The organism is Marinomonas sp. FW-1 (assembly GCF_005222245.1).
Taxonomy (GTDB): domain Bacteria; phylum Pseudomonadota; class Gammaproteobacteria; order Pseudomonadales; family Marinomonadaceae; genus Marinomonas; species Marinomonas alcarazii.
This window is the reverse complement of record NZ_CP025987.1, coordinates 2,457,923-2,483,000: the sequence shown is the minus strand read 5'-3', so window position 1 is coordinate 2,483,000 and position 25,078 is coordinate 2,457,923. Positions and strand designations below refer to the sequence as shown.

The following is a 25,078-nucleotide window of genomic DNA, read 5'->3' as shown; positions in this document are numbered from 1 at the left end:
TTACTGCGTTTCGTTGGATGGGCGGAATCTGATTCCGCCTTCTTTATGTGTCTTGCAACATTCATTGAAATTTAAAAAAGTATTTTATAAATGAGCACTATATTACAGACAACTGATTCAACAAGTCAGGTTTACGCATTAGAAATAACCTGCCCACTTGGGTTAGAAAATGTCTTGGAAAAAGAGTTGCATGGTGAAGGCCTAACGCAAACGCGATTGGGTGAAGCACAGGTTAAACTGACCACAGATTTAGAAGGCATGTACAAAGCGTGCTTGTGGTCTCGCGTAGCGACACGCGTCATGTTGCCGATTGCGAGTTTCAAAATGGAATCGGCTGATGACTTATACGATGGCGTGAAAGCGATTCAGTGGTCCGACCACATGAAAGCAACGAATACCATGGCAATCGACTGTCATGGCACCAATCACCATATTCGTAACACTCAATTTGGTGCTGTTCGTGCGAAAGACGCGATTGCCGATTATTTCGTCGCCTTAACCGGCGAACGTCCTAACGTCGAAAAAGAACAGCCAGAAGTGCGTATTGCTTTGCGTATTAAACGCGAAGTTGTAACGGTGAGTATCGACTTGTCTGGCGAAAGTATGCACCGCCGTGGATACCGCCAACATGGCGGCATGGCACCGCTGAAAGAAAACTTAGCCGCTGGTCTCTTGCTGCGTGCTGGCTGGGGAACAGATTGTGGTTTAACGCAATTGATCGACCCAATGTGTGGTTCAGGGACGTTTCTTGTAGAAGCGGCCTTGATGTCTTTAGGCATCGCACCGGGGTTACGTCGCCAATACTGGGGATTCAAAGGCTGGAAGCAGCATGATCACCGTATGTGGCAACAGCTGATGGATTTCGCGAAGAATCGTAAAAAAGACCCAGCAACATTAGGTATTCGTTTCCAAGGTACAGATCGAGAGCAAAAAGCCATCGCGGCGGCCCGTGAAAACATTAAACGCGCAGGACTAACCGGTGTGATTGATGTCAGCATGACCCCGTTCCAAGAGCATGAGTTCGACATCCTGCCAGATGTACCGGGTCTTGTGATTACCAACCCACCTTACGGTGAGCGTATTGGTGATGAAATGGCGTTGATCGCCTTGTATCGCCAATTAGGGGAATGGGTTGTCACGAATGTGCGTGGTTGGCAATTTATGATGCTGACCAGTAATGATCATTTAGCACGTCAAATACCTGTTCGACCAGAGAAAAGCACGCGCGTTATCAACGGTGGCATTGAATGTCGTGCTTATCGTTTTCCTTTGCTGGCTGGCAACATCAAAGAAGACGTGGTTGCGCAATCTGTGATGACCCCAGGCGCGCAAATGTTCGCTAACCGCCTGCAAAAGAACGCCAAGAAATTGAAGAAATGGGTCGAAAAAAACAAGATCCAGTGTTACCGCGTTTACGATGCAGACATGCCAGAATACGCGGTTGCAATTGATATTTATGGCGATTGGGCGCATGTGCAAGAATACCAAGCGCCAAAGAGTGTTGACCCTGAAAAAGCCAAACAGCGTTTGTTTGAAGTCATGTCCGCCATTCCAACCGCGCTCAATATTTCAGAAGCCAATGTGATTCTGAAACAGCGCCAAAGACAGACAGGCAAAGAGCAATACGAAAAATTCGATCAAACGAAACACGAAATGATTGTAGAAGAATACGGTTGTGAATTCATCGTTAATCTAAAAGATTATTTGGATACCGGCTTGTTCTTAGATCACCGCCCAGTGCGTAAACTGATTCAAGACAAAGCCAATGGCGTTCGTTTCTTAAACCTGTTCTGCTACACCGCGACGGCGTCGGTTCATGCTGGGCAAGGTGGTGCGCGCAGTTCATTGAGTGTCGACATGTCGAACACTTACACAGAATGGGCGCGTCGTAATATCGAATTGAATGAATTTTCAGATCGTGATCATCAGGTAGAGCGTGCAGACTGCATTGAATGGCTAAAACAAAGTCGCGATAAGTTTGACTTGATCTTCATGGATCCACCGACGTTTTCGAACTCGAAAAAAATGGCGGACGTGTTAGACATTCAGCGCGACCATGGCGAACTGGTTCGCTTAGCAATGGCAAGACTGGCAAGAGGTGGCGAGCTTATCTTCTCTAATAACTATCGTCGTTTTGTGTTGGACGAATCCTTAGAGCAAGAATACGATGTGAAAAACATCACTCGTGAAACACTGGACCCAGATTTTGATCGTAACGACAAGATCCACCAGTGTTACATTATTAAGAACAAGTAACTAAGAATAAGTAAGCGAATTAGGTATAATCCGCTGACGTTTTTTTAAGGCTAAACATCGTGTTTAGCCTTTTTTGACTTTTAAAGAGTTTTTAAGGTTTATAAGTTTTACTATGAGAAAGAAAACATTTCGACTTGTGATTAGTTGTCCCGACAGAGTGGGGATTGTAGCGGCGGTGAGTGAGTTTTTGAACGAACGCCAAGGCTCAATTATCGAAGCGAGTCACCATACAGATTTAGAGCAAAAATGGTTCTTCATGCGTCATGACATTGATGCAGAAAGCTTAAATATTGATGTTGACACCTTCCGCACAGAATTTGCGCCGATTGCCGAAAAATTCGACATGAGCTGGTATGTCAAAGACAGTGAAGATCGCCCTAAAGTAATCTTGTTGGCGACGAAAGAGTCTCACTGCCTGAACGACATCATGCATCGCTGGCACACAGGCGAATTGAATTGTGAAATCGTTGGTGTGATTGCCAACCATGAAGATCTTCGTTCTATGGTCGAATGGTACAAAATCCCTTACTACTGCATTCCTGTGCCGAAAGAAGACAAAATGCCAGCCTTCCAAGAAATTGAAGCTTGTATTGATCAGTCTGGTGCCGACACCATTGTATTGGCGCGCTACATGCAGATCTTCCCTGAATACCTGTGTGAGAAATACCGTTACAAGGTAATCAACATTCACCACAGCTTCTTGCCATCTTTCATTGGTGCTAAACCTTACCACCAAGCGGCTGTTCGTGGTGTGAAACTGATTGGTGCGACTTGTCATTATGTGACAGCTGACTTGGACGCTGGACCGATTATCGAGCAAGACGTGATTCGAGTTCGTCACAGCCACGCAGCAGAAGACATGGTTCGCCTTGGTAAAGACATCGAAAAACTCGTACTGTCACGTGGACTGCGTTACCACTTGGAAGACCGTGTTTTAGTGCATGGAAACAAAACCGTGGTGTTTGCTGAATAAAGTAACCACTGCAAGGTTTGTGAAAAGGGAAGGCTTTATGCCTTCCCTTTTTTTTGGCTTTCTGCGAACGTTTAACCGCGAAGTAGGCTAAAGGTAAAGATAACTAGAAAGGTTTCTTTTTTTATCATTTTGTAATCTTGGAGGTAGAAAATTATCCTTCCTGAAAAAAGTGTCTATAGTCTATAGTTAATATGAACGATAAATGATCAACTGATTTACATTTAAGAGACGGCAGGCAATGTGAGGTGAGCAATGAAACTCAAGTTAACGCCAACTCAAAACTTATGTGTTGGGTACCTAGAATCTGGTTTTAAATTGATCCAATTAGGTGAACAATATTATTTTATCAAAGGTGAGCGACGCCAGAAGGTATTGCCAAAAACGTTAGACGCACTCGTCAACCGCGGCGCACTGGCTCACACCGAGCAGGGCGATTACATGCTGAGTGACGAATTTGTCGAACATCGCAAACGAATGCGCGAAGCCAACGACCCAGATCAAACCCGTCATTGATCGTAGGTCTACGACTACCTTGGCCCCATTTTGTCTACTCAGGTAAATGGGGCCTTTTTTATACGACAACCTTTCTTCTTTGGGGGGCATTCAAACGCTTTGTATTCCCAACCTTTATTCCGCTCTTTAATTCAGGAAAAAGCTGAGCGGGTAACTTTTGCCAATCGATGCAAAAGTAACCAAAAAATCTTTTATCGGGCTATAGCCCAAACGTCTCATTCACTTTGTTTAAGGTAGCGTTTAGCAACACGATTTTTACCGTAAGGCATAGATTGTTTTTGCTGGTGGAGGGAAGGGTATTTTTAACTGACCCTGAAACTCCATAAAGTCGCGCAACTTCGTCGCGTCGAACTGATAGCATTGCTAATGCAGGTTTTCGTAGGGCGGATGAGGGAGGTACGACCGTGATCCGCCGTTGAAAGCGAAGCTTTCATTTTCTATGGTAGGTCACACCTTTAGGCCGACAACTTAATAATTCCCCTTATGTCCTCCAAGGTGAGGGCGACTGTGTAGTTATTTCTTTCGCTTATCCCTAACTATATCTGCTTAATTGCCTGTACGTTAGAAACACACAATATTTTTATGGTTTTCGTTTTTAGCTTCTTATATTGTGTAAAGAAAGGTCAGGGAAGACAGGCTGATAACTCAAATCTAATGAACACGTCTTTCTCCTTCACCTGATCTAGATTAAATTTTAAATACTCGTTTTTGTTTAGTTAAAAACACGAATGACAAGATAACCAAAAGCATGACTTGGACATTCTGGGACTAACATCGTTTCGCTGAGAGGCGAAAATGATTGGCGTTAAGTCAGCGCTGTTTATTTGCAGTAATAGCATCAGGGATAAAAGCATTAATTGCTTTACTAAAAATCCGAATAGATGGCTGCAAAACTGTTCTTGTTAGATCTTGATTTTGCTTGCAAAAAACGGGGTGTCTATAGATGTTAATTCCCCATGGAAGGTTATATGCAGGATTCGATAAAAGAAGTAAAAGACTCGATCAAATACCATCAAAAAAGGGTTGGCCAAATCAATTGGGCTATGTGGCTATTGATTATGCTTGCTGCAATTTTATTTCTATTTATCTACTCAATGCTTGATACGCAAGTCAAACACCTTGCTGACATAATGAAGTACGCTGCAAGTGCTGGAATTAAAACGATGGACTCCGCCCCAACCTCAATGTCGTCTCCTGCCAATAGCAGCAACTTAGGGTTTATGGTCATTGCTATGTGCGTCGCGCGGCTTCTCGTTTATTTTGGACAGTTAAGATTTCACTTGAAAGAAATTTCTTTGCATCAGCAAATTCTAATATCACTGACTAAAATTCGTGCTGCCCAAAATTCAGATTTGCCGGAGACTGTTAGAGGCACTCTATTGAGAAGTGCAACTGTAACAGAATCCAGTGAAAACCCCGCTCTTCATATACCGTCTGAGGCTATAGCTAAAATTAGCGAGGCCGTTACGGACAGGCTAAGCCGACTAATTGCGGGTAAGGGTAATTAACAAACGCATAAACTCGCTCGCAGGCTCGCTGGGACAATAGCACGTAGGCTCAGTCGCTTAGCTCCAATTTTAGCCCACGTGTCACTGTCCCTTATGAGGCTGTCGTTAGCCCTACGAGCATAAACATTACTTTTTATAAGCCTGTCTTATCAAGGCGTTCACTTTTAAATATCACATTGCAAATGCTTAACGAGGCTGGTCCCGTCAGATCACGCCTCGTTCCTCGTCTCATCTGACCTACATGATCGGTTGGGTGAATGTTTGCTACTTATTGAGACTAGAGGGAATATTCAGCTGGTGATGGCAGGTATCCGTTCTTTTTAAATTGGAGTGATACTGTAAAAATACATTTTCATCTGAGGTGTCGCTATGAGAACCGAAGTCGTTACTACGTTAAAGAGGCAGGCAACGAAGCTGCTTGCTGATTTGCGTGAGTCAAAAGAGCCTATTCTCATAACTGAGCATGGTCAGCCATCAGCCTATTTGCTTGATGTTGTTGATTACGAGTTGATGGTGCAACGGATGAAGATTTTGGAAGGTATTGCGAAGGGCGAGCAGGCCATCCGTGAAGGTCGAACAATGGATATGTCACAAGCCAAAGAGAAAATGAGTAAATGGCTCAAATAATTTGGACTGAGCCAGCACTGGATAATCTGAATGATATTGCGAGTATATTGCAGTTAGTAATCCGTACGCTGCGAAGCAATTAGTAGAAAATGTTTTCAGTAAGGTACAGAGACTCGAACAATTCCCTGACTCTGGCAGAATCCCTGAAGAAATTTCGACTCTAAATTATCGAGAAATTATCGAGAAATTGCTGTGAATCCTTGTCGTGTTTTCTACAAAGTTGATAACGATTCAGTCTATATCCTTCATCTGTTGAGGCACGAAAGAGATTTACGCAAGTATTTACTGTCTACTACGGATGAAAACTAGAGGATTATCGCTATGCGTGATCATTATGATTTTTCAAATTCAGTCAAAAAACCTTACGCAAAAAAGCTTAAGAAGCAGGTCACGATAAGGCTTGATGAAGATGGAGTGGCATAAGCCATTTTTATACATCCTAAAAAAAGAGTCTGCAGCATGTTTAAATTCAGACACTCAGACTCTAATTTATCTCTCAAACACGACATTCACTTGATGTCGGTCTAGAAAGAGGCAAAGTATTGTTTGCCTCTGATGACGAATATTATACGTCAGCGCCACCTAGAACTTTGTCTAGTTGCATTTCTGTCAAAACACGGTCTTGGACAGGTTGTTTAGCTGCGTTAATTTCATCAACCCCCCAAACTAAGCCAACAGGTGTGCGTGTTGGGCGCTTACCAGCAGGCATGTCTGCTAGGGCTAAATAAGTATCTACTACCATTTGTGGATTAGGTGCTTGATCACTCTGCATAAATTTACCGAATTCTTCGAACATGGCGGTCGGGATGTGTGCCAATTCACCGTAGCTATCCAGTATTTCTGTACGTGATGGTTGTTGTCCTGATGCTGTTAGACCTGTTGGGAATGGGCCAGGTTGTACGATGGCGACATCGATACCAAATGGCGCTACTTCGTAGCGTAAACCTTGAAGGTAGCCTTCTAAAGCATGTTTGGTCGCGGCGTAGGTAGAAAAGTACGGTGCTGAAATTTGGCCAACCATGGATGAGGTGTTGATGATAAGGCCAGACTTGGCTTCACGCATCGCAGGTAAAACGGCCAGAATAGTACGCATAGCGCCATAGTAGTTGGTTTCCATTTGCTCGCGAGCTTGGTCAATACTAAATGCTTCTGTAATGCCAAGATACATCACGCCTGCATTGTTAAGTAAAATATCAATTTTGCCTGCTTTATCTAGTACGCTTGCAATGGCTGTTTTGACAGATTCGTCGTTAGTAACATCCATGTCAACAACATGGACAGAGTCACTATAGGCTTCTAATTCGGATTTAACCCCAGCGTTTTTGCCTTCTGGGCCTCGCATGGTGGCGAACACTTGGTAGCCTTTATCGGCAAAATCTTTTACTGATTTTTGGCCAAATCCACTGCTGCTTCCAGTGATCACTATGCTTTTATTTATATCGCTCATTTTTCTTTCCTATTCGGTTTGCTAATTAAATACCAGTCGGTACAATAAGGCCAAAAGAACAGTATGTCAAATTAAAATACTAGGTGGTATTAAAATGAGTTTAGATCCAATTAAGCCTTCAAGGGGACGACCAAAGACCTTGGATCGTGATCATGTTTTGGATGTGGCAATGGATTCCTATTGGAAAGAGGACATAGGCAGTTTGTCTCTTAATGAAATTTGCAGGAGATCGGGTGTATCGAAGCCAGGCCTTTATCGTGAGTTTTCAAATGAAGATGGATTGATGAAGGCTGTTCTTATCAGATATCAGGAACAAGTTTTAAGCCCGGTGCAGCAGATGCTGAATAGTGACGTTCCATTTAGAGAGGCTCTTGATAACCTTATATCGTTTGCCGCTTCAGTTAGTTGTCATGATGAATCTCCAAATGGCTGTCTTTTTATAAAAATGCGTGAATCACGAACGCATTTGGGTGAAGCGACTCGAGCGCAGGTAGACTTTCTTGAAGAGCAGGGTCTTGTTACTTTTCAAAAATGGGTAGAGCGTTCAAGGGCTAAAGGTGAGTTTTCTGCAGAGATGTCGTCAGAATTTGCCGCTACTTATATCGATGCACAGCTAAGTAACGCTTCGTCTCAGATAGCGCGCGGTGAAGATCCGCAGATGGTTCAGAAAATACTCGTGGCTGCTCTTTCAATATTGAAGTAGAGCTATGTTAAAAGCCAGAGTCTGGGTTGTTCATTTCAAACACTCCAGACTCTGGTTATCGCAATGTTAACTCTTCCCAATCACTGCACTGATTTTGGTGTTTGCGTGAATATGTAACTCACGGCTTGGGCCAGTTTCGGGCTGACATGTCCGCTGCGCAGTAATGTCCAAAGTGGTTGTTTGGTTTCTGGGTGTTGGCTTAGTTCTGCCGTGATTTGTTTAAAGGCGATATAGCCGTCTTCTCGGTGTGCCAGTTTTTCCATGATGATGCGCAGTAGCTGTGGGTTTTGACCAAGCCAGTGTGGGCATTTTGCTGCAAGGGCGGCGATAGGGTGAAGGTCGTCGTCTTTGCATTCGGTTAGACTGCCAAGTAGGCCAAACAACGGCAATAATAGCGTGTCGTTTAAATCGGCTCTTGATAAGGCGCGTAGGTAGCTTGCCTGCATGAGAGCGTCTTGTTCGGTTTGCAGTTGCGCAATAAGCGTTTCTTGCAATTGGCTAGATAGAGTCTCGTGTTCTAGTGCGTGACATAGGGCGCTAACAACGGGCTTGGCGGCTTGTTGAATCGCTTTTTGTATTAGGGTTTGGTATTTGTCTTCGTCTACTCTAGCGGCGAGTTCGGCAATGCCTTGCAGTCCTAGCGTTTGCCAGTTTTCGTCGTTTTCTGTTAGGTCTGACGATAAATATGTTACGACGTCATCGAAGTAGTGCGATGGCGCTGTGTGAAGGTCTTTGCCAAGAATGGCGTGAAAGCTCGCCATGCGTTCTTGGTCTGGTTTGAAGGCGTAAGGGCTGTCTTCAAGGGCTTCTGACAAGCCTGCTTCTTCACCTTTGTGCAGTATTTTGTCGACAATGCTTTTGATAAAATGATCACGTGTTCCCAAGTTTAGGCAGCCAGCTTCGTCGAGTGGTAATTTTATAAACCAAATTACACCTTGTTCAACGAGGTCTTCTTTTTTGGATTTTTTGCCTTGTTGGTTTTTCATGTTTAATAAGCAGGCTAACCAAGCATGTTGGCGAAATGGGAAAGGGTAGGCTTGCTGTTTACGGTCGAATTGCACCGCTTGTTGCGGTGTGATTTTGGTGATGTTGCGACCTAGGTCGTAGTAGCTTACATCGCAACCAACCATGTCGAAGAGGTCTGAAAGAGATTCGATTTTATTCATACTAAAGTTTGGGCTCATATGGCCGATAATAGTACTTCATGTACTGTTATCGCTTAAACAAAGATTCGCTATCTTACCGTTTTTCAAAGGAGAAATCAGGTTGAAAAAAGCCTTTTCTGCCCATCATGTGTTGGCTGATTTATTGATGGACTTGCAAGTGGCAATGCAAGATTGTGGTGTTTGGGAGTGTGAGGCGCCTTCGGCAGAGGCTATTGCCAGTACAGAACCTTTCTGTGTTGATTCTATGACATTCGAGCAGTGGTTGCGTTTTGTAATGATAGAGCGCTTTAAAAAGATGTTGGCGTTGGGGGAGACGTTACCTAGTCGTTGTCATATTTCGCCTATGGCGGAGGAAGCGTTTCAACATAAGCCTAAGGCGAAAGTTCGCTCTCTGGTGACGTGTTTAAACCGTATTGATCAGCATTTAAGCGGTGCTCTGTGATTTCGGATCGCGTTCAACATCCCTTTGTAAAAGACATTGCTTGGCTGGTTGAAGGGCATTATATTGAGCGTGATTTTGAGCTTGAGCCATATTGGTTGCCAGATGTTGAGGCGCAATTATTAGCGTTGGATGATCAACCGCAACCTTTGGTCGATGCTGTTACAGCGTGCAAGTCGCATTTTCTTGGTAGTTATTTCGAAACCTTGTTTTCGTTTGCGATTCGACACCTGTCTGTTTTGACGGTGCATTATGAGCATGTTCAGATTGTTTCTGAGGTTAGGACCTTGGGTGAAGTAGACATGCTGGTGGAAACGCCCGAAGGACAGCTTCATCAATTTGAGATTGCTATTAAGTTTTATTTAGAGCGCCAAGATTTATACCCAGATCATTGGATAGGGCCAAATAAAAACGACAGTTTATTAAAGAAGGTGTCCAGAGCTAGGGATCATCAATTACAAATTTTGCAGACTGAAGAAGGCAAGAGTACCATTGCGGAGGTTGCTCAAGGCCGCACGCCTCAGGCTAATTTGTTGATTTTTGGTCGGTTGTATTCTGCGTTGGATCAAGGTTACGATATATCGAGTTGGCTGACCCAGACAAATTATGGTGGTTGGGTTAGAGCGTCTGACTTTATGTCATTAAAGTCGTATTTTTCAAATTTTTTCGTCTTACAAAAGCCTCATTGGTTGTCTTCTCCCGCTGTAAATGAGAATATTTCTTTCAATTTTCCGCAATTTGCCTACAATCTCGTAGGTGAGATCCTACAGGATTCACGTCCAAGACACGTGTTTTTGTGGCAAGCTGCTGATGCAGCATCGGGGGACGTAGGCAAGCATCTGTTTGTTGTGCCAGATTCATGGTGATAGTTTGTGAGGCCTCTAGTATCAAAACGTATAGTAGTATTTAAAGTTGATGACTGATTTATCAATGCTTGTGCATGCCAAAATGCCATTAGCTGCTTGGATTATAGATATCGAGAAATCGGATGTTCCTTGGTGCAATGACGCTGCAGAGGTGCTGTTAGCTGACTCTTTGGATGGCATTAAATCCGGCCAACGCCTGATTGGTGAAGCGCTACAAAAACGTTTTTCTTTGTACATCGAGGCATTGGAATTAGGCGCTGTATTGCCTTTCAAATGGCCCTATGTATCCAAAGATGGCTCGCGTTACAGTGTTACTGGAACGGTGATTTCATTAGGCAATGGGCGCAGAGGCTTATTGGCCGAGGCGCATCCAAGTGTTTCGACTGTTAGTTTGCCTGCTTCTGCAATTGCTACCACTGTGCCTTCTACTCTTATGCAGGTTCCAGACTCCCCTGGATTGCTGACTCAATTCAAAACCTTATCTTTTGCTACTTTTTACCCTCACGGGGAATTGATTGAGGCCAGCGAATGCTTTGTTGATGTGTTTGGTGATATTCAACACATAAGAGATTTATTTGCTGTTACAGGCGCCGCTAATAGTTTTATGCGGCGTATAAAGCGACAAGATTGTCTATCGCAGGAAATACGACTAACCAGTAAACAAGGAGTTCGTTGGTATAAAGTGGAGGTGTCTTACCATCACTCAACGAATAATGTTTATTTATTAACCCACGATATTCAGGAAGAAAGAGACCACGAGGTCGCGTTATATCGCCTTCATAACTACGACAATTTAACCTTACTACCAAACCGAAATCTGCTTTATCAACAGCTGGAAAGTGCGCTGCTTAATGCACGCAAACGTGAGCGTCAGTTTGGTCTTTTGTATATAGACTTAGACAGCTTTAAAGTAATCAACGATAACTTTGGTCATCGCATTGGTGATGAGCTTATCCAGCGTGTTGCTGAACGAATTAAGACCTGTATTCCTCCCCGTGCTTGTTTGTATCGCTTGGGTGGCGATGAGTTTGTTGTGGTGCTGGAAAATACCAACGCCATCGACGAGCTGGAAGAGATTGCTGAGAGCATTATGCAAAACGCCAGCAATACGTATCTTGTTGCCAACATGGAAATGATGATCACCGCTAGTATTGGTATCGCCAGTTATCCTCAACATGCGAATGATATCGACAATTTGCTTAAAAATGCCGATGCCGCTATGTATCGCGCGAAGTCCACCGGTCACAATTTGTATTTTGTTTACGAAAGTCACATGGCTGACAACATAGATGCTCATCTGACTTTGGGTGGCGGTTTACGAAAAGCGATTGATGAAGAGCAGTTTGTTTTGCATTACCAACCTAAAGTTCGTTTGTGTGACGAAGAGGTGGTTGGGGCTGAAGCGCTAATTCGTTGGGTGCACCCAGAACTTGGGATGATCAGTCCCGATCAGTTTATTCCTTTAGCGGAAGAAAGCGGTTTGATTCTGCCTTTGGGTGAGTGGGTTATTCGACGGGCGTGTAGGCAGTTAAAAGAATGGCGTGAGTCCGGTGTTGCTCCTCTTAAGTTGTCGGTGAATTTATCGAGTCGACAGTTTATGCAGGCCGATCTGGTCGATATGGTCGAAAGAGTGATGCAAGAAACTGGGGTTGATCCTGAGTATTTCGAGCTTGAGTTAACCGAAAGTATGTTGATGACCGATGCTCAGCAATCGATTGATAAATTGCATGGTTTTAGAAAGTTGGGCTTAACCTTGTCCATTGATGACTTTGGTACTGGCTACTCTTCCTTGGCGTATTTAAAAAAATTCCCAATTCAAACCCTAAAAATAGACAGATCTTTCATTAATGATTTGGGGCTAGATTCTGATAACGATGCAATCGTAAAAGCCACCATAGCGATGGCGAAGAGTTTGAATTTAAAAGTCATTGCCGAAGGGGTCGAAACTCGAACGCAGTTTGATTTATTAAGTGGTTATGGCTGCCAAGAGGTGCAAGGGTATTTATTTTCCAAACCTTTATGTGGGGAAGAATTTTTGCGCTATGTGAACAGTCAGAATGTGGTTGCTTTTGCATAAACAGTAGCCTTTTTGCGAATGACATAAAAAATCATGGCGGCTTTAGGTTTTTTGATGTTCAGGCTGTTGGTAAATAGGGTATCCTTCCGAACGCGAAATTATTAACCGATGAGTAAACTGTGTCGACGCTTGAAAACCTTTCTTGTCCGATAGATTCCACACCATTAAGCCGCGATCAGCGCAGTTTAAAGTGTGAACAAGGACACTCTTTTGACCTAGCCAAATCTGGCTACGTAAACCTTCTTCCTGTGCAAAATAAGCGATCAAAAGACCCTGGTGACAGCAAGGAAATGGTCGCGTCCAGGCAATCTTTTCTGAATCAAAAGCACTATTTTCCTATTGTTCAGGCCATTCTTGATTCTTGGCCAAAAAGCCATTTGTTAACGGGGATGCGTGTTCTGGATGCAGGTTGTGGCGAAGGCTACTATCTGGATGAAATCGGGCAGGCGTTATCGAAGCAAAATATCCAAATGGAACGTTGTGGCTTGGATATATCTAAGTGGGCGATTACCGCGGCGAGTAAACGCGATAAGGCAGCAAGTTGGATCGTCGGTAGTAACGCCAGCTTGCCTATGCCGGATGAACGTTTTGATTTGGTATTATGCTTATTTGGCTTTCCAGTATTTACAGAATTTTCACGTGTACTGACTGACAATGGCTTGATGTTGCTGGTGGAGTCGGGCCCAGAGCATCTTATTGAATTGCGAAAAATACTTTATCCTTCTATTCATGAATACAAACAGACTTTTTCTGCTGGTGTGCCTGGTTTTGACCTTGTGCTAGAGCAAGCAGAAACCTTTGCTTTCAGTCTAGATTCGCAAGAAAAAATACAGAATTTGTTAAGTATGACGCCGCATATTCATAAGGCGTCATATGAAGGCCGAGAGGCTGTTCAACAACTTGAATCCATTATGCTAACGGCAGATATCAAACTCCGCTGGTATCAAAAACACGCTAAGGAAATGAGCCATGTCTAATGATTTAGAGGATCTTTTTGCTAAAAATAGAGAGTGGGCTGCCAAGGTAACCAAAGAAGATCCAGAGTTCTTTTCCACATTGTCCAAACAGCAAAAGCCTGAATATCTTTGGATTGGGTGTGCAGATAGTCGTGTGCCAGCAAACCAAATTGTAGACCTTTTACCGGGTGAAGTTTTTGTACACCGTAATATTGCTAACGTGGTTGTGCATACCGATTTGAATTGTTTGTCGGTTATCCAGTTTGCGGTGGATGTGCTAAAAGTAAAACACATCATGGTCGTTGGTCACTATGGCTGTGGTGGCATTAAGGCGGCTATGGGCACTGAAGAGCATGGCATGATAGACAACTGGTTGCGCCATATTAAAGACGTGTATCGCCTACATAGGGATGAGCTGGACGCTATTAGCGACATGCATACACGCTTTGATCGCATGTGTGAATTGAACGTGGTTGAGCAGGTTGCGAACGTTTGCCAGAGCAGTATTGTTCAAAACGCTTGGAGAACGGGCCAAGAGCTTCACGTTCATGGCTGGTGTTATAGTATTGATAACGGGCACATTACCGATCTAAAAAGAACCGTGTCTAGCGCGGAAGAGTGCGCTCAGCAGATGTTAAACATGTAATATTTTGCACTGCACTTAGGTGGAATATAAGCATAAAAAAACGAGCCAATGGCTCGTTTTTTTATATTTGGTTTTGGCTTGTGAAGAGCATCAATCAATTAGAGGTTGTTGTTTTCTGCGATGGTTTTAGCACAACCTGCGATGCTTGAGCGTATCCAGATATGGCCTGGATCATGTTGAAGTAATGGACTCCACAACATTTTCAGTTCGACAGGCGGGATCTCAAATGGCGGTGGAAGAACCACAACCTTATCATTATCTTTCATTAGGCGAGTCGCTAAGGATGGCAGTGTGGCGATTAGCCCTAGCTGTTCCGTAGCGCGCATGGCAACGTTGTAGTTGCGGGTAAATAAACGAATATTGCGTTTAAAACCTAGATCCGCCAAGGAGCCGTCGACCCAACCCAACTTTTGAACTTCTTCTGGTTGAATTCCGACACCAACGCCAAATCCGGTTTTACTCACCCAAACATGGGGGGATTGGAGGTAAGTCTCTAATGAAAAGTTTTTGGCAATTTCAGAATTAGCAGGCACCAAACAAGAGAAGTGATCGACCCACACGGACTTCTGGTGGAAAGATTGCGGTAGCGTGTCAAAGCGATTGATCACTAAGTCTACTTTGCCTTTCTCAACATCGTGAAAGCTCACGTCACTTGGGTTCATAACGTCAAGGATAACATTAGGCGCTTCTTCTTGAAGCTTCTTCATTAGCGGTGGAATGAGCGTTGCCTCTGCGTAATCGCTCGCCATGATACGAAAAACACGTGAACTGGATTCGGCTTCGAAGCTTTGCCCAAGGTGAAGCACTTCATCAACGGATTGAAGGATGCTTTGAACACGAGGTTGCAGCTGTATTGCGAGTGCGGTTGGCATCATGCCATCGCTGGTTCTGACCAGTAATGGATCGTGAAATAAATCTCTTAGACGTCGTAAGCCGTTACTCATGGCGGGTTGGGTGATGCCAAGCTGATTGGCTGCATGGGTGACGTTTTGCTCCCGTAACAAGGAGTCTAAATAACGAAGTAAATTGAGGTCTATTTTGTCTAACTGCATAAAGAAAGGGGCTCGCGTCCACTAACGTAGGGGCTGCATCATACTCCATTTTGGCTATAAATAGAATGATCGCCCTTTAGTTAGTGGGGGCATTACCGAGCGTTAATCTTGTTGGCTGAGCTGCTCTATCACTTCATAACAAGCGCCCATGGTGTGGTAGTCTGTTTTGCCTGCAGGGCTTTTACAGTCATCATAGGCTTTATTGTCTTGGGTTAGGATGCGAAACCAAGCGCCATATTTGTGATCGATCATGTGTGACCAGCTGTATTGCCAGAGTTGTTGGTATTTGTCCCAGTAATGGGCTTCTTTTGTGTAGATAGCGAGCATAGCCGCAGCAGCAAAAGATTCCGCCTGAACCCAAAAATACTTGTCGCCATCGCAGACATTTCCTTTAGGATCGTAGCCATAGCATAAGCCGCCATTGGTGTTGTCCCATGACTTTTCCCATGCCGAATTGAATAGCTTCTGTGCGGTTGGGATTAGCCAGTTTTGAGGCGAGCGTTGGTGTATTAATAGCAGTAATTTAGACCATTCTGTTTGGTGGCCTGGTTGAAATCCCCAAGGGCGGAATAAATGTTTTGGGTCGTCTTTGTTGTAGTCCCAATCGACTTGCCAGTCTGTTGTGTAATGCTCCCAAATTTCACCGCCAGCAAGAGCGGCTTGGCGAACACAAATGTTTTGGGCCAGCAAAATCGCGCGTTCGAGATAGTGGGTTTCTTGTGTGGCATCATAAGCTGCTAATAGCGCCTCGCAGCTGTGCATATTGGCATTTTGACCACGATAAGGCGAAACCGTTTGCCAATCGCTGGATATTTCGTCTTTGTACAAGCCAAATTCAGCGTCCCAAAAATGTGTTTCCATGGTATCAAAGGTTTCTTTTATCCATGCTTTTGCTTCTTTTACGCCTGCTTTATAGGCGGTTGAATAAGCAAGCATGACAAAGGCAAAACCATAGCAATGATTGGTTTCGTCGAGATTTTCTTCTTTGCTCAGTAACCAAACATAGCCGCCGTTTTCACGGCGATGACGGTTTCTTAAATAGTCGAGACCGTGCTGAACGGCTTCCAAATACGCGGTATTGTTCGTGGCTTGATAAGCTTTTGCGTAGTTGAAGACGAAGCGAGTGCTGCTAACAAGGTGGCGAGTATCGGCGTCATAAATGTCGCCGTTGTCTTTGAAGAATTGAAAGAAACCACCTGTTTTATCGATGCAGTTTGGGTGATAAAACGCCATGGTAGATTGAATATGGTCGTTTAAAAAATCAATAGATTGAAAGTCTGGAAAAGAGTTCATGACGAGGTCCTTGTATTGGGCTTTGCTCACCGTAGTGGCCCTTTATTGTTTTGCAAAAGAAGTATCGATCAAAAATACAGCGTTTAAAGACGTTTCTCTCATCTTAATGAGTTATATTATTAAATCAATTAGATTTATTAAATGGTAGCGATTAGTTTACAGGCCAAAGCATAAGAGTAGGGTTATATGAAATCTTCTGGTAGCACCTCAGAGCAAAGTCGGATTTATAATGAGCGAATAATCCTTCGTTTGGTTCGACAGCATCCTGATATTTCAAGAGTGAGCATTGCAGAGCAAACTGGGCTAAGTGCGCAAACGATTTCGGTCATTACGTCTTCTTTATTAGAGCGTCAGTTGCTTCATGTCGCGGGTAAGGTGAAAGGGCGAAGAGGCCAGCCTTCGATCAAATTAAGCATTAATAAAAAGGGAGCATATGGTCTGGGTATTAATGTTGACCGGGATCATATTAGTGCGGCCTTGTTGGACTTTAGTGGCGCGTGTGTTCTATTGATTGAGCGCGCGGTGTCTTTTCCAACGGAAGACATGGCCAAGCAGATTGCGAGCGATTTGATTGAAGAAGTGAAAGTGACCTTGGGAGACGATTGGAGCCGAGTGCAGGGCATTGGTTTGACGCGTCCAGATTATATGGATTCTTGGTTGGAAACCTTGGTTACCGATCAGGATCAGTTGTCTAATTTAGACTCCCTAAAAAACGCTTTATCCTATTGGCGCTCGGACGCATTTGAGACCTGGCTGGCTGACTCAACAGGGCTGGTTTGCTTTTGTGAAAATGATGCGGTTGCTGCTGCAACCAGTGAATTGTTGTTAGCGCCGGGCGTATTGCCGTTTGATTTCTTTTATTTGTTTGTCAGTACGGCGTGTGGCGGAAGCGTGGTCACCAATGGCGAATGTTATTTTGGTTCCCATGGCAAAGCAGGCAGTTTTGGGCTTATTCCAACCGCGACAGGTAAACACGGAAAATGGATTTTAGAGGCTTTGTCATTATCATCGCTACGACGCTTTTTATGGTCAAATCAGCTCACTTGGCCACAGTCTGATGAAACATGGCTGGACGATGTTTATATCAAGGCGGTGGCGCGCTGGTCGAATGAAGTGGCTGGCGAAGTAGCTTCTGCTTTAGCTGCGGTGGTGGCTTTATACGACCCTGAAGCGATTTTAATTGGCGGACGTTTACCCGCGACAGTACTAACATCGTTGATTGGTGAGCTTGAAAAAGAGGTTGCTGAGCAAAGTACTTTGCCTATACCTCCAATTCGTTGTGCGCAAACTGGGCAAACGGCTGGCGTATTAGGTGCGGCGGTATTGCCGCTTTATGAAATCTTTGCGCCACAAAAAAACTTACTGTTACTGAGTTCTAAAGACAAACAGCGAAATACTAGAGAGAGACCATGAGAGTAGAAATACAGTGCGAAGATCGAATTGGGATGGTGCGAGAAGCACTTGACCTGTTTATTCCTCATGGCATTGATATGCGCTTAGTTGAGGTAGATACAAAGCGCCGTTGTATTTATTGTGGATTTCCAGATATTCCTTTTCCAAAACTGCAACAACTCTTGGCGGATATTCGTCGTTTAGAAAGTGTTGAAGATGTGAAAACCGTTATGTTTACGCCTTCTGAGCGGGAGCATAATGCGATTTATACGCTATTAGAAGCCTTGCCAGACGGTGTCATATCGGTGGATTTAAAAGGCTACATTACGATGGCAACGGAGCTGGCGGCTGAGGATTTGAATGTCTCTGTCGCGGATTTACTGCATCAACCCCTACAGCGTTTTATAAAAGGCGTGAACCTCGCAAAGGACATTTGGGCGAATCCACGAGAAGGGATGACTAAGCGCATCCGCATTCGTAACAAAACGCTGTTGCTAGAAATGAAACCTATTTTTGTCAGCGATGACGATGGGGTGACTAACCCTGCTGGAACCGTTATTTATCTAAAATCGAAAACGCGATTGGATCGTCAAACGGCCAGCTTGAAACGAGCGCCAGACGCTGAGGCCCATTTCGAAGCGTATTTTAAACCTTCTGTTATTAAAAGTGAGCCAATGAGAAAAGCGTTGGCGCAGGCAAAAGCCTTTGCTGATGTGTCTATGCCGCTCTTGGTACAAGGCGAAATGGGAACAGGGAAGCGTGATCTGATTGACGCATTGTTTCAATATTGGAATAAACAACAAGGTGAATTAGAAGCACAATTAATTGTCCGTAACGCTCGCGATATTACTGGCTCCGATATCGCGACACTGGATCAAATGTCCGGTTGGCTTGTGATTGAGGACATAGAGCATTTAGACGAGGGTATCCAGGTTGAGCTAGCACATTGGTTGGCTCGACAGCCAGGAACGGGAACCAGTCTCGATTCGAATTTACGCATCATCAGCACATCAGTACTTAGTCAAGCTCAGTTAGCGGATGGTAAAACGCTGCATTCAGGTTTGTATTTCTCTTTGGCGACGCTTGTTTTGGCGGTTCCTGCCCTGCGAGATCGTCGTGAGGATCTTGAAGGCTTGGTTCAACAAATTATCTCGACTCAAGCCGAGCGCTATCGGTTGCCGGTGGCGAGTTTGTCTAAACCTGCTTTGATCAAATTGGCTTTGTATCACTGGCCTGGCAATTTAAAAGAACTGCAAAATACCTGTTTGCAGACATTGCTGACGGCGAAAAATAGGGAATGGACAGCAGACGATATTCATTTGCCTGAAGACAATAATGCTAAGGCGGTGTCTATGGTGTTACAGCAGGGCTCGTTAGAAAAAACCGTAAAGCAATGGGAGGCTGATTTACTAAAACAACTGTACCCAAGTTACCCAAGTACAAGGCGGTTAGCGAAAGCCGTAGGGATGAGTCACAGCGCGATTGCAAATAAGCTAAAGGAATATGACATTAAAATATGATTAGTTAGCTGGGCTCACCAAGCGGTGTGTCCAGCTAAAATCGTATTTGGAAAAGACGTGATTAATAAGGACGCTTACGTTGAGGATGAGGGCGCTTTACCTTCTCTTGCTCAATCTTAATCGGTTGTAGTTTTGCTTTTGGCTGAAAAAAAGATTTCTGAACGTTGGCTACCAAGAAAGCAATTGCTGCACAGGCAGCTATGAATAACAAAAATTCAAACATGGTGCTTCTCCAAACTAATTATTCTGTAACAATCATGGTTCATAATGATCGTTGGGTAAAGTCAAATATGTTGTTTTTTGGTTAAAGAATGTAGAAATATACACTCTTTACGCAACGTATCGCTCTAAAAATCTTTGTAGCATGGTAAGTATGAACACTTACTAACCAATAATGGCGTTAGATTTTGCAAAATCAACCATTATGCTGCGAAAGAATTCTTTACTAGCTCAAAAACTACAAGTCGTATCTTTTTCTTAGATACTTAGCGACGCCGTCTTCGTCATGGTGACCAATAACATCACTCGCTGCTTCTTTCACGTGAGACAATGCATTTTCAGTTGCAAACGCTTCATCTGAGTGAGAGAACATAGTCAAATCATTATCGCCATCACCAAAGACGATAAGCTTTTCGGCACCAATTTCAGCTTTAAGTTCCATTAGCGCAGAACCTTTACAAACATTACTGTGATGGATGTCTAACCAAAAAGCCTCTGGGTTATAAATGCCACCACCAGAATAAGCGGTTAAATGACTGTGCTTTTGGGAATCTTCGATAATTTTGTCTATACGCGTAGGGTGTCCCATAGCACTGATATTCGTGATCTTTGAACGATTAGACAGTTCACTAATGGGATGGAGGCTCATGTTTGTATGATTGCCCAGTTCATTCGCAATGTGGTCGCTTAGGTGCCCAGTTAATGGTGAATGATAGACTTTATGGGAGCCATCTTCTTCTAAGCAAAAAACAAAAGGCGTGATTTGGTTTTCTTCAAAAGAGCTTAGTAGTTCAGAGATATGGCTTTGTGATAACAGGCTACGATGACGGTACGTGTTCTTTTTAGGGTCCCACCATTCAACGCCATTTTTAAAAATCTGCCAGTTTGGAAAGTCATGACCTTCGATGCAAGGCATGGCAGCAAAGTGCGTGCGGCCTGTTGCGACAGTGTAAAATATGCCCGCAGACTTTAAACGCTCTAGCGTTTCGAGTGTGTAATCAGACAATCTTTGATGTCTATTTAGTAGGGTTCCATCTAGGTCAAATGCCACTAATTCCATAATCACCTCATCTTTTCATTGCCTAGCACTATCGCATTTTATGAGAGAGGAGTTCAACCTATTTAGGCTGGGTTTAAAAGAGGATTTTTAGAGCATGAGGAAAAAAAGGGCAACCACAGAAACTATGGTTGCCCTGCAGGCTAGGCTTTGTGTGCTAGCGCTTGTGCTGTAAAGCGAATGCCATCCCAGCCATTTTCCATGAATTGACGAATGTTCTGGTGGTCGCTGGCTTCTGGATTTTCTAAAACATCGACACGATAAAAATCACCAAATAAATTTAGGGTTTCGACTTCTGTTAGTTGGTGAATGGATCCGAAAGAAAAAATCTTACAAGAACCATTGTTTTCATTAATGCCATTGGTCTGCTTGCCATTAGAAAACGCAGCTGGCGTGAAGTCGTATTCGCGCTCGATAACATCAATCACTTCTTTAAATTGTACTTGTTCAGGAGTGCTTTTGATTTTTTCGATGAGCGTTGCTGTGCTTAGCATGAGAGCCTCGTATAGTCAGTTATAAGAATGATAAATTGAAAGATAAATGGCGATATTAAGCCTGTTCTTTGTCCAATGATTTTACGTAACGCACTGTGGCTTTAAATGTCACAAAGGCAATAATACCGCATGCAGCCATAGTGCCAAGCATTGGAACAAATGTGCCATTGTGAAGGAGACTCACGACAACGCCGCCTAATGCTCCCATGGCAAAGCGAGATGTTCCTGCTAACGCCGTAACACTGCCATTATGGTTACCAGAATATTTAAGGGCACCAGCCATAAAGCCGCTGCCTAAAATCCCCATTGGGCCAACAAAAAGCATGCTTGAAAGGACGATAAGCCAAATAGGAGGATGGTTGAAAAAACTCAAAACAATCATCAAGCAAGAGGCTGTAAGCGGGATGAAAATCGCGTATTTTGACAGAACTTCTGTGCCAAGTTTTTCCACGTAACGGCCATTGATTGTGGAGGCGATCATCATAGAAATAACATTAATACCAAGTAAAAAGCCAAAGTTTGCAGGGTCCACACCATAAACTTCGATATAGACAAATGAAGAGCCCGTAATAAAACTCATCATGCCGGTAAAATAAAAAGCAGAAGCGACGACATAGCCCATCACCGCGCGATTTTTTAAGAGAGTTATGTAGTTTTTAATGGCCTTTATAAAAGAGAACGGCGTTCTTTTTTCTATTGGCAGAGTTTCTGGTATGGTGCGCAAAAATAGGAATATAGCCAATGCCGCTAATATGCCTAAAAACACAAAAATATAATGCCAGCTCAGTATGGTTAAAATAAAGCCACCAAGAATTGGCGCAGCCAAAGGGGCCAAAGCCATGACGAGCATGATCATCGACATGGCTTTAGCAAATTGGTTGATGGACATACCGTCTTTTACCAGAGCAGGAACACAAACGGCAACGGCCGCACCGCCGAGAGCTTGAATCGCGCGTCCAATCATTAGTATTTCGTAACTTTGGGCCAAGGCGCAGATAAAGCTACCAAGGGCAAAAACACCTAATCCGCCGACTATTACTTTACGGCGGCCAATGGCATCAGAAATAGGGCCAAACAGGATTTGCAAAAAGGCAAACACCACTAAATACATGCTGAGCGTCATTTGGATAAGGCTAATGTCTGTATTTAGCGTTTTGGAAATCGTTGGGATACTAGGAAGGTATGCGTCAATCGCTAATGGGGTTAAGCCTGACAAAAGGCCAAGCACCAAAACAATAGGAAAAGTTAGCTTCATATAATGACTTATCTAAATAGGTTAGCCTGAGTTCATCTGGCAGAATTAATACCACCTAAATAGGTGGAAACCAATTATAATAGTTTTACGATGAGTAAGAGAATGTAATTGTGCAAACACTAAGTAAAGCTCAAAGATAGCAAATTGTAACCTTTGATCTTTTCTGGCCTTCAATTATATATCATGGTTCAATTTCGTCCCCCCTTATCATAAAAATGCTTCTTGCCTAGTTTGGCTCTACTTTTGTGGCGTTTTATTTTTTTAATAGTGTCAGATTTAACGGTTTTATAAGGAATAACATGTTACGTTTTTTTGAAAAATGGGTGTCAGCATATCCTGATATTGAAGCCGGACAGGCACCGAAAACACTTTATGCATTTTGTCGCCATTTCTCTAAAGGGGTCGAGCTGCCTCTGATTTTGATGTCATTGCTTACGGCCGCTATTGCCATACTCGAAGTGACGCTATTTAGTTTTATGGGGCAATTGGTTGATTGGTTGATCAACAAAGACCCAGCGACCTTCTTTGAGGAAGAAGGCACACACCTATTGTTAATGTCATTGATGATTCTAGTCGCAATGCCTTTGGTGACTTTTTTGCACTCGGCGATTATTCACCAGACGTTATTGGGTAATTATCCGATGCGAATTCGTTGGTTGTCACATCACTATATTTTGCGTCAAAGCATGTCGTTTTTTCAGGACGAGTTTGCTGGGCGGGTTTCCACTAAGGTAATGCAAACCTCATTAGCGGTTCGTGAAACGGTTATGAAACTGCTGGATGTGTTGGTTTACATCGCAGTGTATTTCATTTCTATGGTGGTTTTGATTGCTAAGGCTGATTACCGTTTGATGATCCCAATGTTGTGTTGGTTGGTTTGTTATGTGTTGTTGCAACTGTATTTTGTGCCTAAGTTAAAGAAAATCTCTTCAGAACAGGCCGATGCACGTTCAACCATGACAGGCCGTGTTGTAGACAGCTATAGCAATATTTCTACGGTGAAACTGTTTTCTCATCACCTGCGTGAAGCGGACTATGCTAAGGAAGGAATGGATGGTTTTTTGCAGACTGTTTATAAGCAAATGCGCCTTGTTACTATGTTGAATGTGGGCGTTCAAACTTGTAACTACGTTCTCGCTTTTTCGGTGGCGGCTTTGTCTATTTGGCTTTGGACGGGCAGCATCATCAGTGTTGGCGCGATTGCGATCGCCGTGAGTTTGGCGCTGAGATTAAACGGCATGTCCCAGTGGATTATGTGGGAAATTAGTGCGTTATTCGAAAACATCGGCATGGTTAACGATGGAATGAAAACCCTTTCTCGTCCTGTGGAAGTGACGGATAAACCAAATGCGCCAGTGCTTTCTGTTCCACACGGCGCTATTGATTACGATGCCATCAATTTTCACTATGGCAAGCAAGATAGCAAAGTGATTGAAAATCTCGTGCTATCGATTAATGCGGGTGAAAAAGTGGGGTTAGTAGGGCGTTCCGGTGCAGGTAAATCCACTATAGTGAATTTGTTGATGCGCTTTCATGATGTTGAGTCAGGTCAAATTCGTATTGATGGGCAAAATATCAGTGATGTGACGCAAGACTCGTTACGTGCTCAGATCGGCATGGTGACGCAAGATACGTCTTTGTTACATCGAACTGTACGTGAGAACTTACTGTACGGTCGTCCTGATGCCACGGAAGAAGAAATGATCGCGGCTGCGAAACAAGCAGAAGCTCATGACTTCATCCAAAATTTAACCGACCCATATGGCAACGTTGGTTACGACGCCATGGTGGGAGAGCGTGGTATTAAGCTTTCTGGTGGTCAGCGTCAGCGTATAGCGATTGCTCGAGTCTTGTTGAAAGATGCGCCTTTGCTGATTTTAGACGAAGCAACTTCTGCACTGGATTCTGAAGTAGAAGCAGCCATTCAAGAAAGCTTATACAAACTGATGCAAGGCAAAACAGTGATCGCGATTGCTCACCGTTTATCTACCATTGCCGCGATGGATCGATTGATCGTGTTGGATAAAGGCCACATTGTAGAACAGGGTAGCCATGATGAGTTGATCCAACATAAAGGCATTTATGCTTCGCTTTGGGCGCATCAGACAGGTGGTTTTTTGGCGGAAGACATTGATCTTGAAGAGATCGAAGTTGAAGACATTAACCTAGAAGAATCCACTAACTAATAGGCACTGTTGAGTGTCTAGTGAAGGCAAAAACTCATGACGTATTTTATTCTGTTCTTGGCCATACTTGCTGAAGTGATTGCAACGACAGCGTTAAAATCGTCAGAGTCTTTCACCAAGTTGGTTCCTAGTGTTGTATTGGTAATTGGTTATGGTGTGTCTTTTTACTTGCTCACCATTGTTATGCGATCTATGCCGACCGGAGTGACTTACGCCATTTGGTCGGGATTAGGAATCGTATTGATTTCGGTATTTGGTTATCTGTTTGCTAACGAAAAACTGGATCTAGCGGCCTGCATTGGCATGTCTCTGATTATCGCCGGTGTGGTGGTAATTAATGTTTTTTCTAAAACAATAAGCCACTGAGAAAAAGCGCACTACTAAAATACAAAAAATCCCTCGTTGATGATATCAGCGAGGGATTTTTAGCATT

At 43.6% G+C, this 25,078-nt stretch carries 25 protein-coding genes; 17 read left to right on the top strand and 8 right to left on the bottom strand.

What is annotated here, in order from left to right; translation table 11 throughout:
* The first annotated feature begins 90 nt into the window (after positions 1–90).
* From rlmKL to C1X04_RS18680, 7 genes are all read left to right on the top strand, one after another.
* Complete coding sequence (gene rlmKL, locus C1X04_RS11595; protein ID WP_137170007.1) at positions 91–2,256, top strand: bifunctional 23S rRNA (guanine(2069)-N(7))-methyltransferase RlmK/23S rRNA (guanine(2445)-N(2))-methyltransferase RlmL; 2,166 nt, start codon at positions 91–93, stop codon at positions 2,254–2,256.
* Between the two features lie 112 nt (positions 2,257–2,368).
* Positions 2,369–3,229, top strand: a complete 861-nt coding sequence (purU, locus tag C1X04_RS11590; protein WP_110573458.1) for a formyltetrahydrofolate deformylase — start codon at positions 2,369–2,371, stop codon at positions 3,227–3,229.
* A gap of 252 nt (positions 3,230–3,481) precedes the next feature.
* A complete protein-coding gene (locus tag C1X04_RS11585) occupies positions 3,482–3,742 on the top strand; it encodes a formyltetrahydrofolate deformylase (RefSeq protein ID WP_110573456.1) in 261 nt (86 codons plus the stop codon).
* Positions 3,743–4,710: 968 nt separating this feature from the next.
* A complete protein-coding gene (locus C1X04_RS11580; RefSeq protein ID WP_110573454.1) occupies positions 4,711–5,250 on the top strand; it encodes a hypothetical protein in 540 nt (179 codons plus the stop codon).
* A gap of 369 nt (positions 5,251–5,619) precedes the next feature.
* Entirely contained in the window at positions 5,620–5,877 is a 258-nt protein-coding gene (locus C1X04_RS11575; protein ID WP_110573452.1) for a type II toxin-antitoxin system Phd/YefM family antitoxin, read from the top strand.
* A 46-nt stretch (positions 5,878–5,923) separates the two neighbouring features.
* On the top strand, positions 5,924–6,073 hold the full coding sequence (locus C1X04_RS18685) for a type II toxin-antitoxin system RelE/ParE family toxin (RefSeq protein WP_254682379.1): 150 nt from the start codon (positions 5,924–5,926) through the stop codon (positions 6,071–6,073).
* Positions 6,070–6,186: a hypothetical protein gene (locus tag C1X04_RS18680; RefSeq protein WP_254682251.1), complete on the top strand. Its 117-nt coding sequence runs from the start codon at positions 6,070–6,072 to the stop codon at positions 6,184–6,186. Before C1X04_RS18685 ends, C1X04_RS18680 begins: the two co-directional genes overlap by 4 nt.
* Before the next feature lie 256 nt (positions 6,187–6,442).
* Here C1X04_RS18680 and C1X04_RS11560 read toward each other — a convergent pair whose 3' ends face one another.
* Positions 6,443–7,324 (bottom strand): SDR family oxidoreductase, encoded by an 882-nt coding sequence (locus C1X04_RS11560; protein ID WP_110573450.1) that lies wholly within the window; start codon positions 7,322–7,324, stop codon positions 6,443–6,445.
* A 94-nt stretch (positions 7,325–7,418) separates the two neighbouring features.
* Between C1X04_RS11560 and C1X04_RS11555 the strand changes: the two genes are divergently transcribed.
* The gene (locus C1X04_RS11555; protein ID WP_137170006.1) at positions 7,419–8,027 is read left to right on the top strand and encodes a TetR/AcrR family transcriptional regulator; all 609 of its coding nucleotides are present in this window, start codon (positions 7,419–7,421) and stop codon (positions 8,025–8,027) included.
* A gap of 80 nt (positions 8,028–8,107) precedes the next feature.
* On the opposite strand, the gene C1X04_RS11550 is transcribed toward C1X04_RS11555, so the two are convergent.
* Complete coding sequence (locus C1X04_RS11550) at positions 8,108–9,193, bottom strand: DUF3549 family protein (protein ID WP_137170005.1); 1,086 nt, start codon at positions 9,191–9,193, stop codon at positions 8,108–8,110.
* Between the two features lie 100 nt (positions 9,194–9,293).
* On the opposite strand from C1X04_RS11550, the gene C1X04_RS11545 reads away from it, so the two are divergent.
* From C1X04_RS11545 to can, 5 genes are all read left to right on the top strand, one after another.
* Positions 9,294–9,635 (top strand): YqcC family protein, encoded by a 342-nt coding sequence (locus tag C1X04_RS11545; RefSeq protein ID WP_137170004.1) that lies wholly within the window; start codon positions 9,294–9,296, stop codon positions 9,633–9,635.
* Positions 9,632–10,498, top strand: coding sequence for a DUF1853 family protein (locus tag C1X04_RS11540; RefSeq protein ID WP_137170003.1), 867 nt, complete (start codon positions 9,632–9,634; stop codon positions 10,496–10,498). Before C1X04_RS11545 ends, C1X04_RS11540 begins: the two co-directional genes overlap by 4 nt.
* Before the next feature lie 49 nt (positions 10,499–10,547).
* Complete coding sequence (locus tag C1X04_RS11535; protein ID WP_137170002.1) at positions 10,548–12,575, top strand: bifunctional diguanylate cyclase/phosphodiesterase; 2,028 nt, start codon at positions 10,548–10,550, stop codon at positions 12,573–12,575.
* A gap of 119 nt (positions 12,576–12,694) precedes the next feature.
* Positions 12,695–13,552, top strand: a complete 858-nt coding sequence (locus C1X04_RS11530; RefSeq protein WP_137170001.1) for a putative RNA methyltransferase — start codon at positions 12,695–12,697, stop codon at positions 13,550–13,552.
* Positions 13,545–14,177, top strand: coding sequence for a carbonate dehydratase (gene can, locus C1X04_RS11525; RefSeq protein WP_110573436.1), 633 nt, complete (start codon positions 13,545–13,547; stop codon positions 14,175–14,177). Before C1X04_RS11530 ends, can begins: the two co-directional genes overlap by 8 nt.
* Before the next feature lie 98 nt (positions 14,178–14,275).
* Here the strand turns inward: can and C1X04_RS11520 are convergent, their stop codons facing one another.
* Both C1X04_RS11520 and C1X04_RS11515 read right to left on the bottom strand, forming a co-directional pair.
* Positions 14,276–15,229 carry a LysR family transcriptional regulator gene (locus tag C1X04_RS11520; protein WP_137170000.1) on the bottom strand — a complete coding sequence of 318 codons (954 nt, stop codon included), beginning with the start codon at positions 15,227–15,229 and terminating at the stop codon, positions 14,276–14,278.
* 102 nt (positions 15,230–15,331) lie between these two features.
* Positions 15,332–16,522, bottom strand: coding sequence for an AGE family epimerase/isomerase (locus C1X04_RS11515; protein ID WP_137169999.1), 1,191 nt, complete (start codon positions 16,520–16,522; stop codon positions 15,332–15,334).
* 186 nt (positions 16,523–16,708) lie between these two features.
* Between C1X04_RS11515 and C1X04_RS11510 the strand changes: the two genes are divergently transcribed.
* On the top strand, positions 16,709–17,935 hold the full coding sequence (locus C1X04_RS11510; protein ID WP_137169998.1) for an ROK family transcriptional regulator: 1,227 nt from the start codon (positions 16,709–16,711) through the stop codon (positions 17,933–17,935).
* Positions 17,932–19,434 (top strand): TyrR/PhhR family helix-turn-helix DNA-binding protein, encoded by a 1,503-nt coding sequence (locus C1X04_RS11505; RefSeq protein ID WP_110573427.1) that lies wholly within the window; start codon positions 17,932–17,934, stop codon positions 19,432–19,434. The genes C1X04_RS11510 and C1X04_RS11505 overlap by 4 nt, the downstream gene beginning before the upstream one ends.
* A gap of 61 nt (positions 19,435–19,495) precedes the next feature.
* Here C1X04_RS11505 and C1X04_RS18485 read toward each other — a convergent pair whose 3' ends face one another.
* From C1X04_RS18485 to C1X04_RS11490, 4 genes are all read right to left on the bottom strand, one after another.
* Entirely contained in the window at positions 19,496–19,657 is a 162-nt protein-coding gene (locus C1X04_RS18485; protein ID WP_175404934.1) for a hypothetical protein, read from the bottom strand.
* A gap of 234 nt (positions 19,658–19,891) precedes the next feature.
* Positions 19,892–20,713: an HAD-IIB family hydrolase gene (locus C1X04_RS11500; protein ID WP_137169997.1), complete on the bottom strand. Its 822-nt coding sequence runs from the start codon at positions 20,711–20,713 to the stop codon at positions 19,892–19,894.
* A gap of 140 nt (positions 20,714–20,853) precedes the next feature.
* Positions 20,854–21,204, bottom strand: coding sequence for a HopJ type III effector protein (locus C1X04_RS11495; protein WP_110573423.1), 351 nt, complete (start codon positions 21,202–21,204; stop codon positions 20,854–20,856).
* 55 nt (positions 21,205–21,259) lie between these two features.
* The gene (locus C1X04_RS11490; RefSeq protein ID WP_137169996.1) at positions 21,260–22,459 is read right to left on the bottom strand and encodes a Bcr/CflA family multidrug efflux MFS transporter; all 1,200 of its coding nucleotides are present in this window, start codon (positions 22,457–22,459) and stop codon (positions 21,260–21,262) included.
* A 299-nt stretch (positions 22,460–22,758) separates the two neighbouring features.
* Between C1X04_RS11490 and C1X04_RS11485 the strand changes: the two genes are divergently transcribed.
* Together C1X04_RS11485 and C1X04_RS11480 are read left to right on the top strand one after the other, a co-directional pair.
* Positions 22,759–24,645 carry an ABC transporter ATP-binding protein gene (locus C1X04_RS11485; RefSeq protein WP_137169995.1) on the top strand — a complete coding sequence of 629 codons (1,887 nt, stop codon included), beginning with the start codon at positions 22,759–22,761 and terminating at the stop codon, positions 24,643–24,645.
* Positions 24,646–24,681: 36 nt separating this feature from the next.
* Positions 24,682–25,011: a multidrug efflux SMR transporter gene (locus tag C1X04_RS11480; RefSeq protein ID WP_137169994.1), complete on the top strand. Its 330-nt coding sequence runs from the start codon at positions 24,682–24,684 to the stop codon at positions 25,009–25,011.
* Positions 25,012–25,078: the final 67 nt, after the last annotated feature.

Bases quoted from the DNA above. Each gene is read 5' to 3' on its own strand.
- C1X04_RS11520 (WP_137170000.1), bottom strand. From the start codon at position 15,229: ATGCAGTTAGACAAAATAGACCTCAATTTACTTCGTTATTTAGACTCC.
- C1X04_RS11510 (WP_137169998.1), top strand. From the start codon at position 16,709: ATGAAATCTTCTGGTAGCACCTCAGAGCAAAGTCGGATTTATAATGAG.
- C1X04_RS11560 (WP_110573450.1), bottom strand. From the start codon at position 7,324: ATGAGCGATATAAATAAAAGCATAGTGATCACTGGAAGCAGCAGTGGA.
- C1X04_RS11505 (WP_110573427.1), top strand. From the start codon at position 17,932: ATGAGAGTAGAAATACAGTGCGAAGATCGAATTGGGATGGTGCGAGAA.
- purU (WP_110573458.1), top strand. From the start codon at position 2,369: ATGAGAAAGAAAACATTTCGACTTGTGATTAGTTGTCCCGACAGAGTG.
- C1X04_RS11515 (WP_137169999.1), bottom strand. From the start codon at position 16,522: ATGAACTCTTTTCCAGACTTTCAATCTATTGATTTTTTAAACGACCAT.
- C1X04_RS11495 (WP_110573423.1), bottom strand. From the start codon at position 21,204: ATGCTAAGCACAGCAACGCTCATCGAAAAAATCAAAAGCACTCCTGAA.
- C1X04_RS11535 (WP_137170002.1), top strand. From the start codon at position 10,548: ATGACTGATTTATCAATGCTTGTGCATGCCAAAATGCCATTAGCTGCT.
- C1X04_RS11580 (WP_110573454.1), top strand. From the start codon at position 4,711: ATGCAGGATTCGATAAAAGAAGTAAAAGACTCGATCAAATACCATCAA.
- rlmKL (WP_137170007.1), top strand. From the start codon at position 91: ATGAGCACTATATTACAGACAACTGATTCAACAAGTCAGGTTTACGCA.
- C1X04_RS11480 (WP_137169994.1), top strand. From the start codon at position 24,682: ATGACGTATTTTATTCTGTTCTTGGCCATACTTGCTGAAGTGATTGCA.
- can (WP_110573436.1), top strand. From the start codon at position 13,545: ATGTCTAATGATTTAGAGGATCTTTTTGCTAAAAATAGAGAGTGGGCT.
- C1X04_RS11550 (WP_137170005.1), bottom strand. From the start codon at position 9,193: ATGAATAAAATCGAATCTCTTTCAGACCTCTTCGACATGGTTGGTTGC.
- C1X04_RS11500 (WP_137169997.1), bottom strand. From the start codon at position 20,713: ATGGAATTAGTGGCATTTGACCTAGATGGAACCCTACTAAATAGACAT.
- C1X04_RS18485 (WP_175404934.1), bottom strand. From the start codon at position 19,657: ATGTTTGAATTTTTGTTATTCATAGCTGCCTGTGCAGCAATTGCTTTC.
- C1X04_RS11485 (WP_137169995.1), top strand. From the start codon at position 22,759: ATGTTACGTTTTTTTGAAAAATGGGTGTCAGCATATCCTGATATTGAA.
- C1X04_RS11585 (WP_110573456.1), top strand. From the start codon at position 3,482: ATGAAACTCAAGTTAACGCCAACTCAAAACTTATGTGTTGGGTACCTA.
- C1X04_RS11575 (WP_110573452.1), top strand. From the start codon at position 5,620: ATGAGAACCGAAGTCGTTACTACGTTAAAGAGGCAGGCAACGAAGCTG.
- C1X04_RS11555 (WP_137170006.1), top strand. From the start codon at position 7,419: ATGAGTTTAGATCCAATTAAGCCTTCAAGGGGACGACCAAAGACCTTG.
- C1X04_RS11490 (WP_137169996.1), bottom strand. From the start codon at position 22,459: ATGAAGCTAACTTTTCCTATTGTTTTGGTGCTTGGCCTTTTGTCAGGC.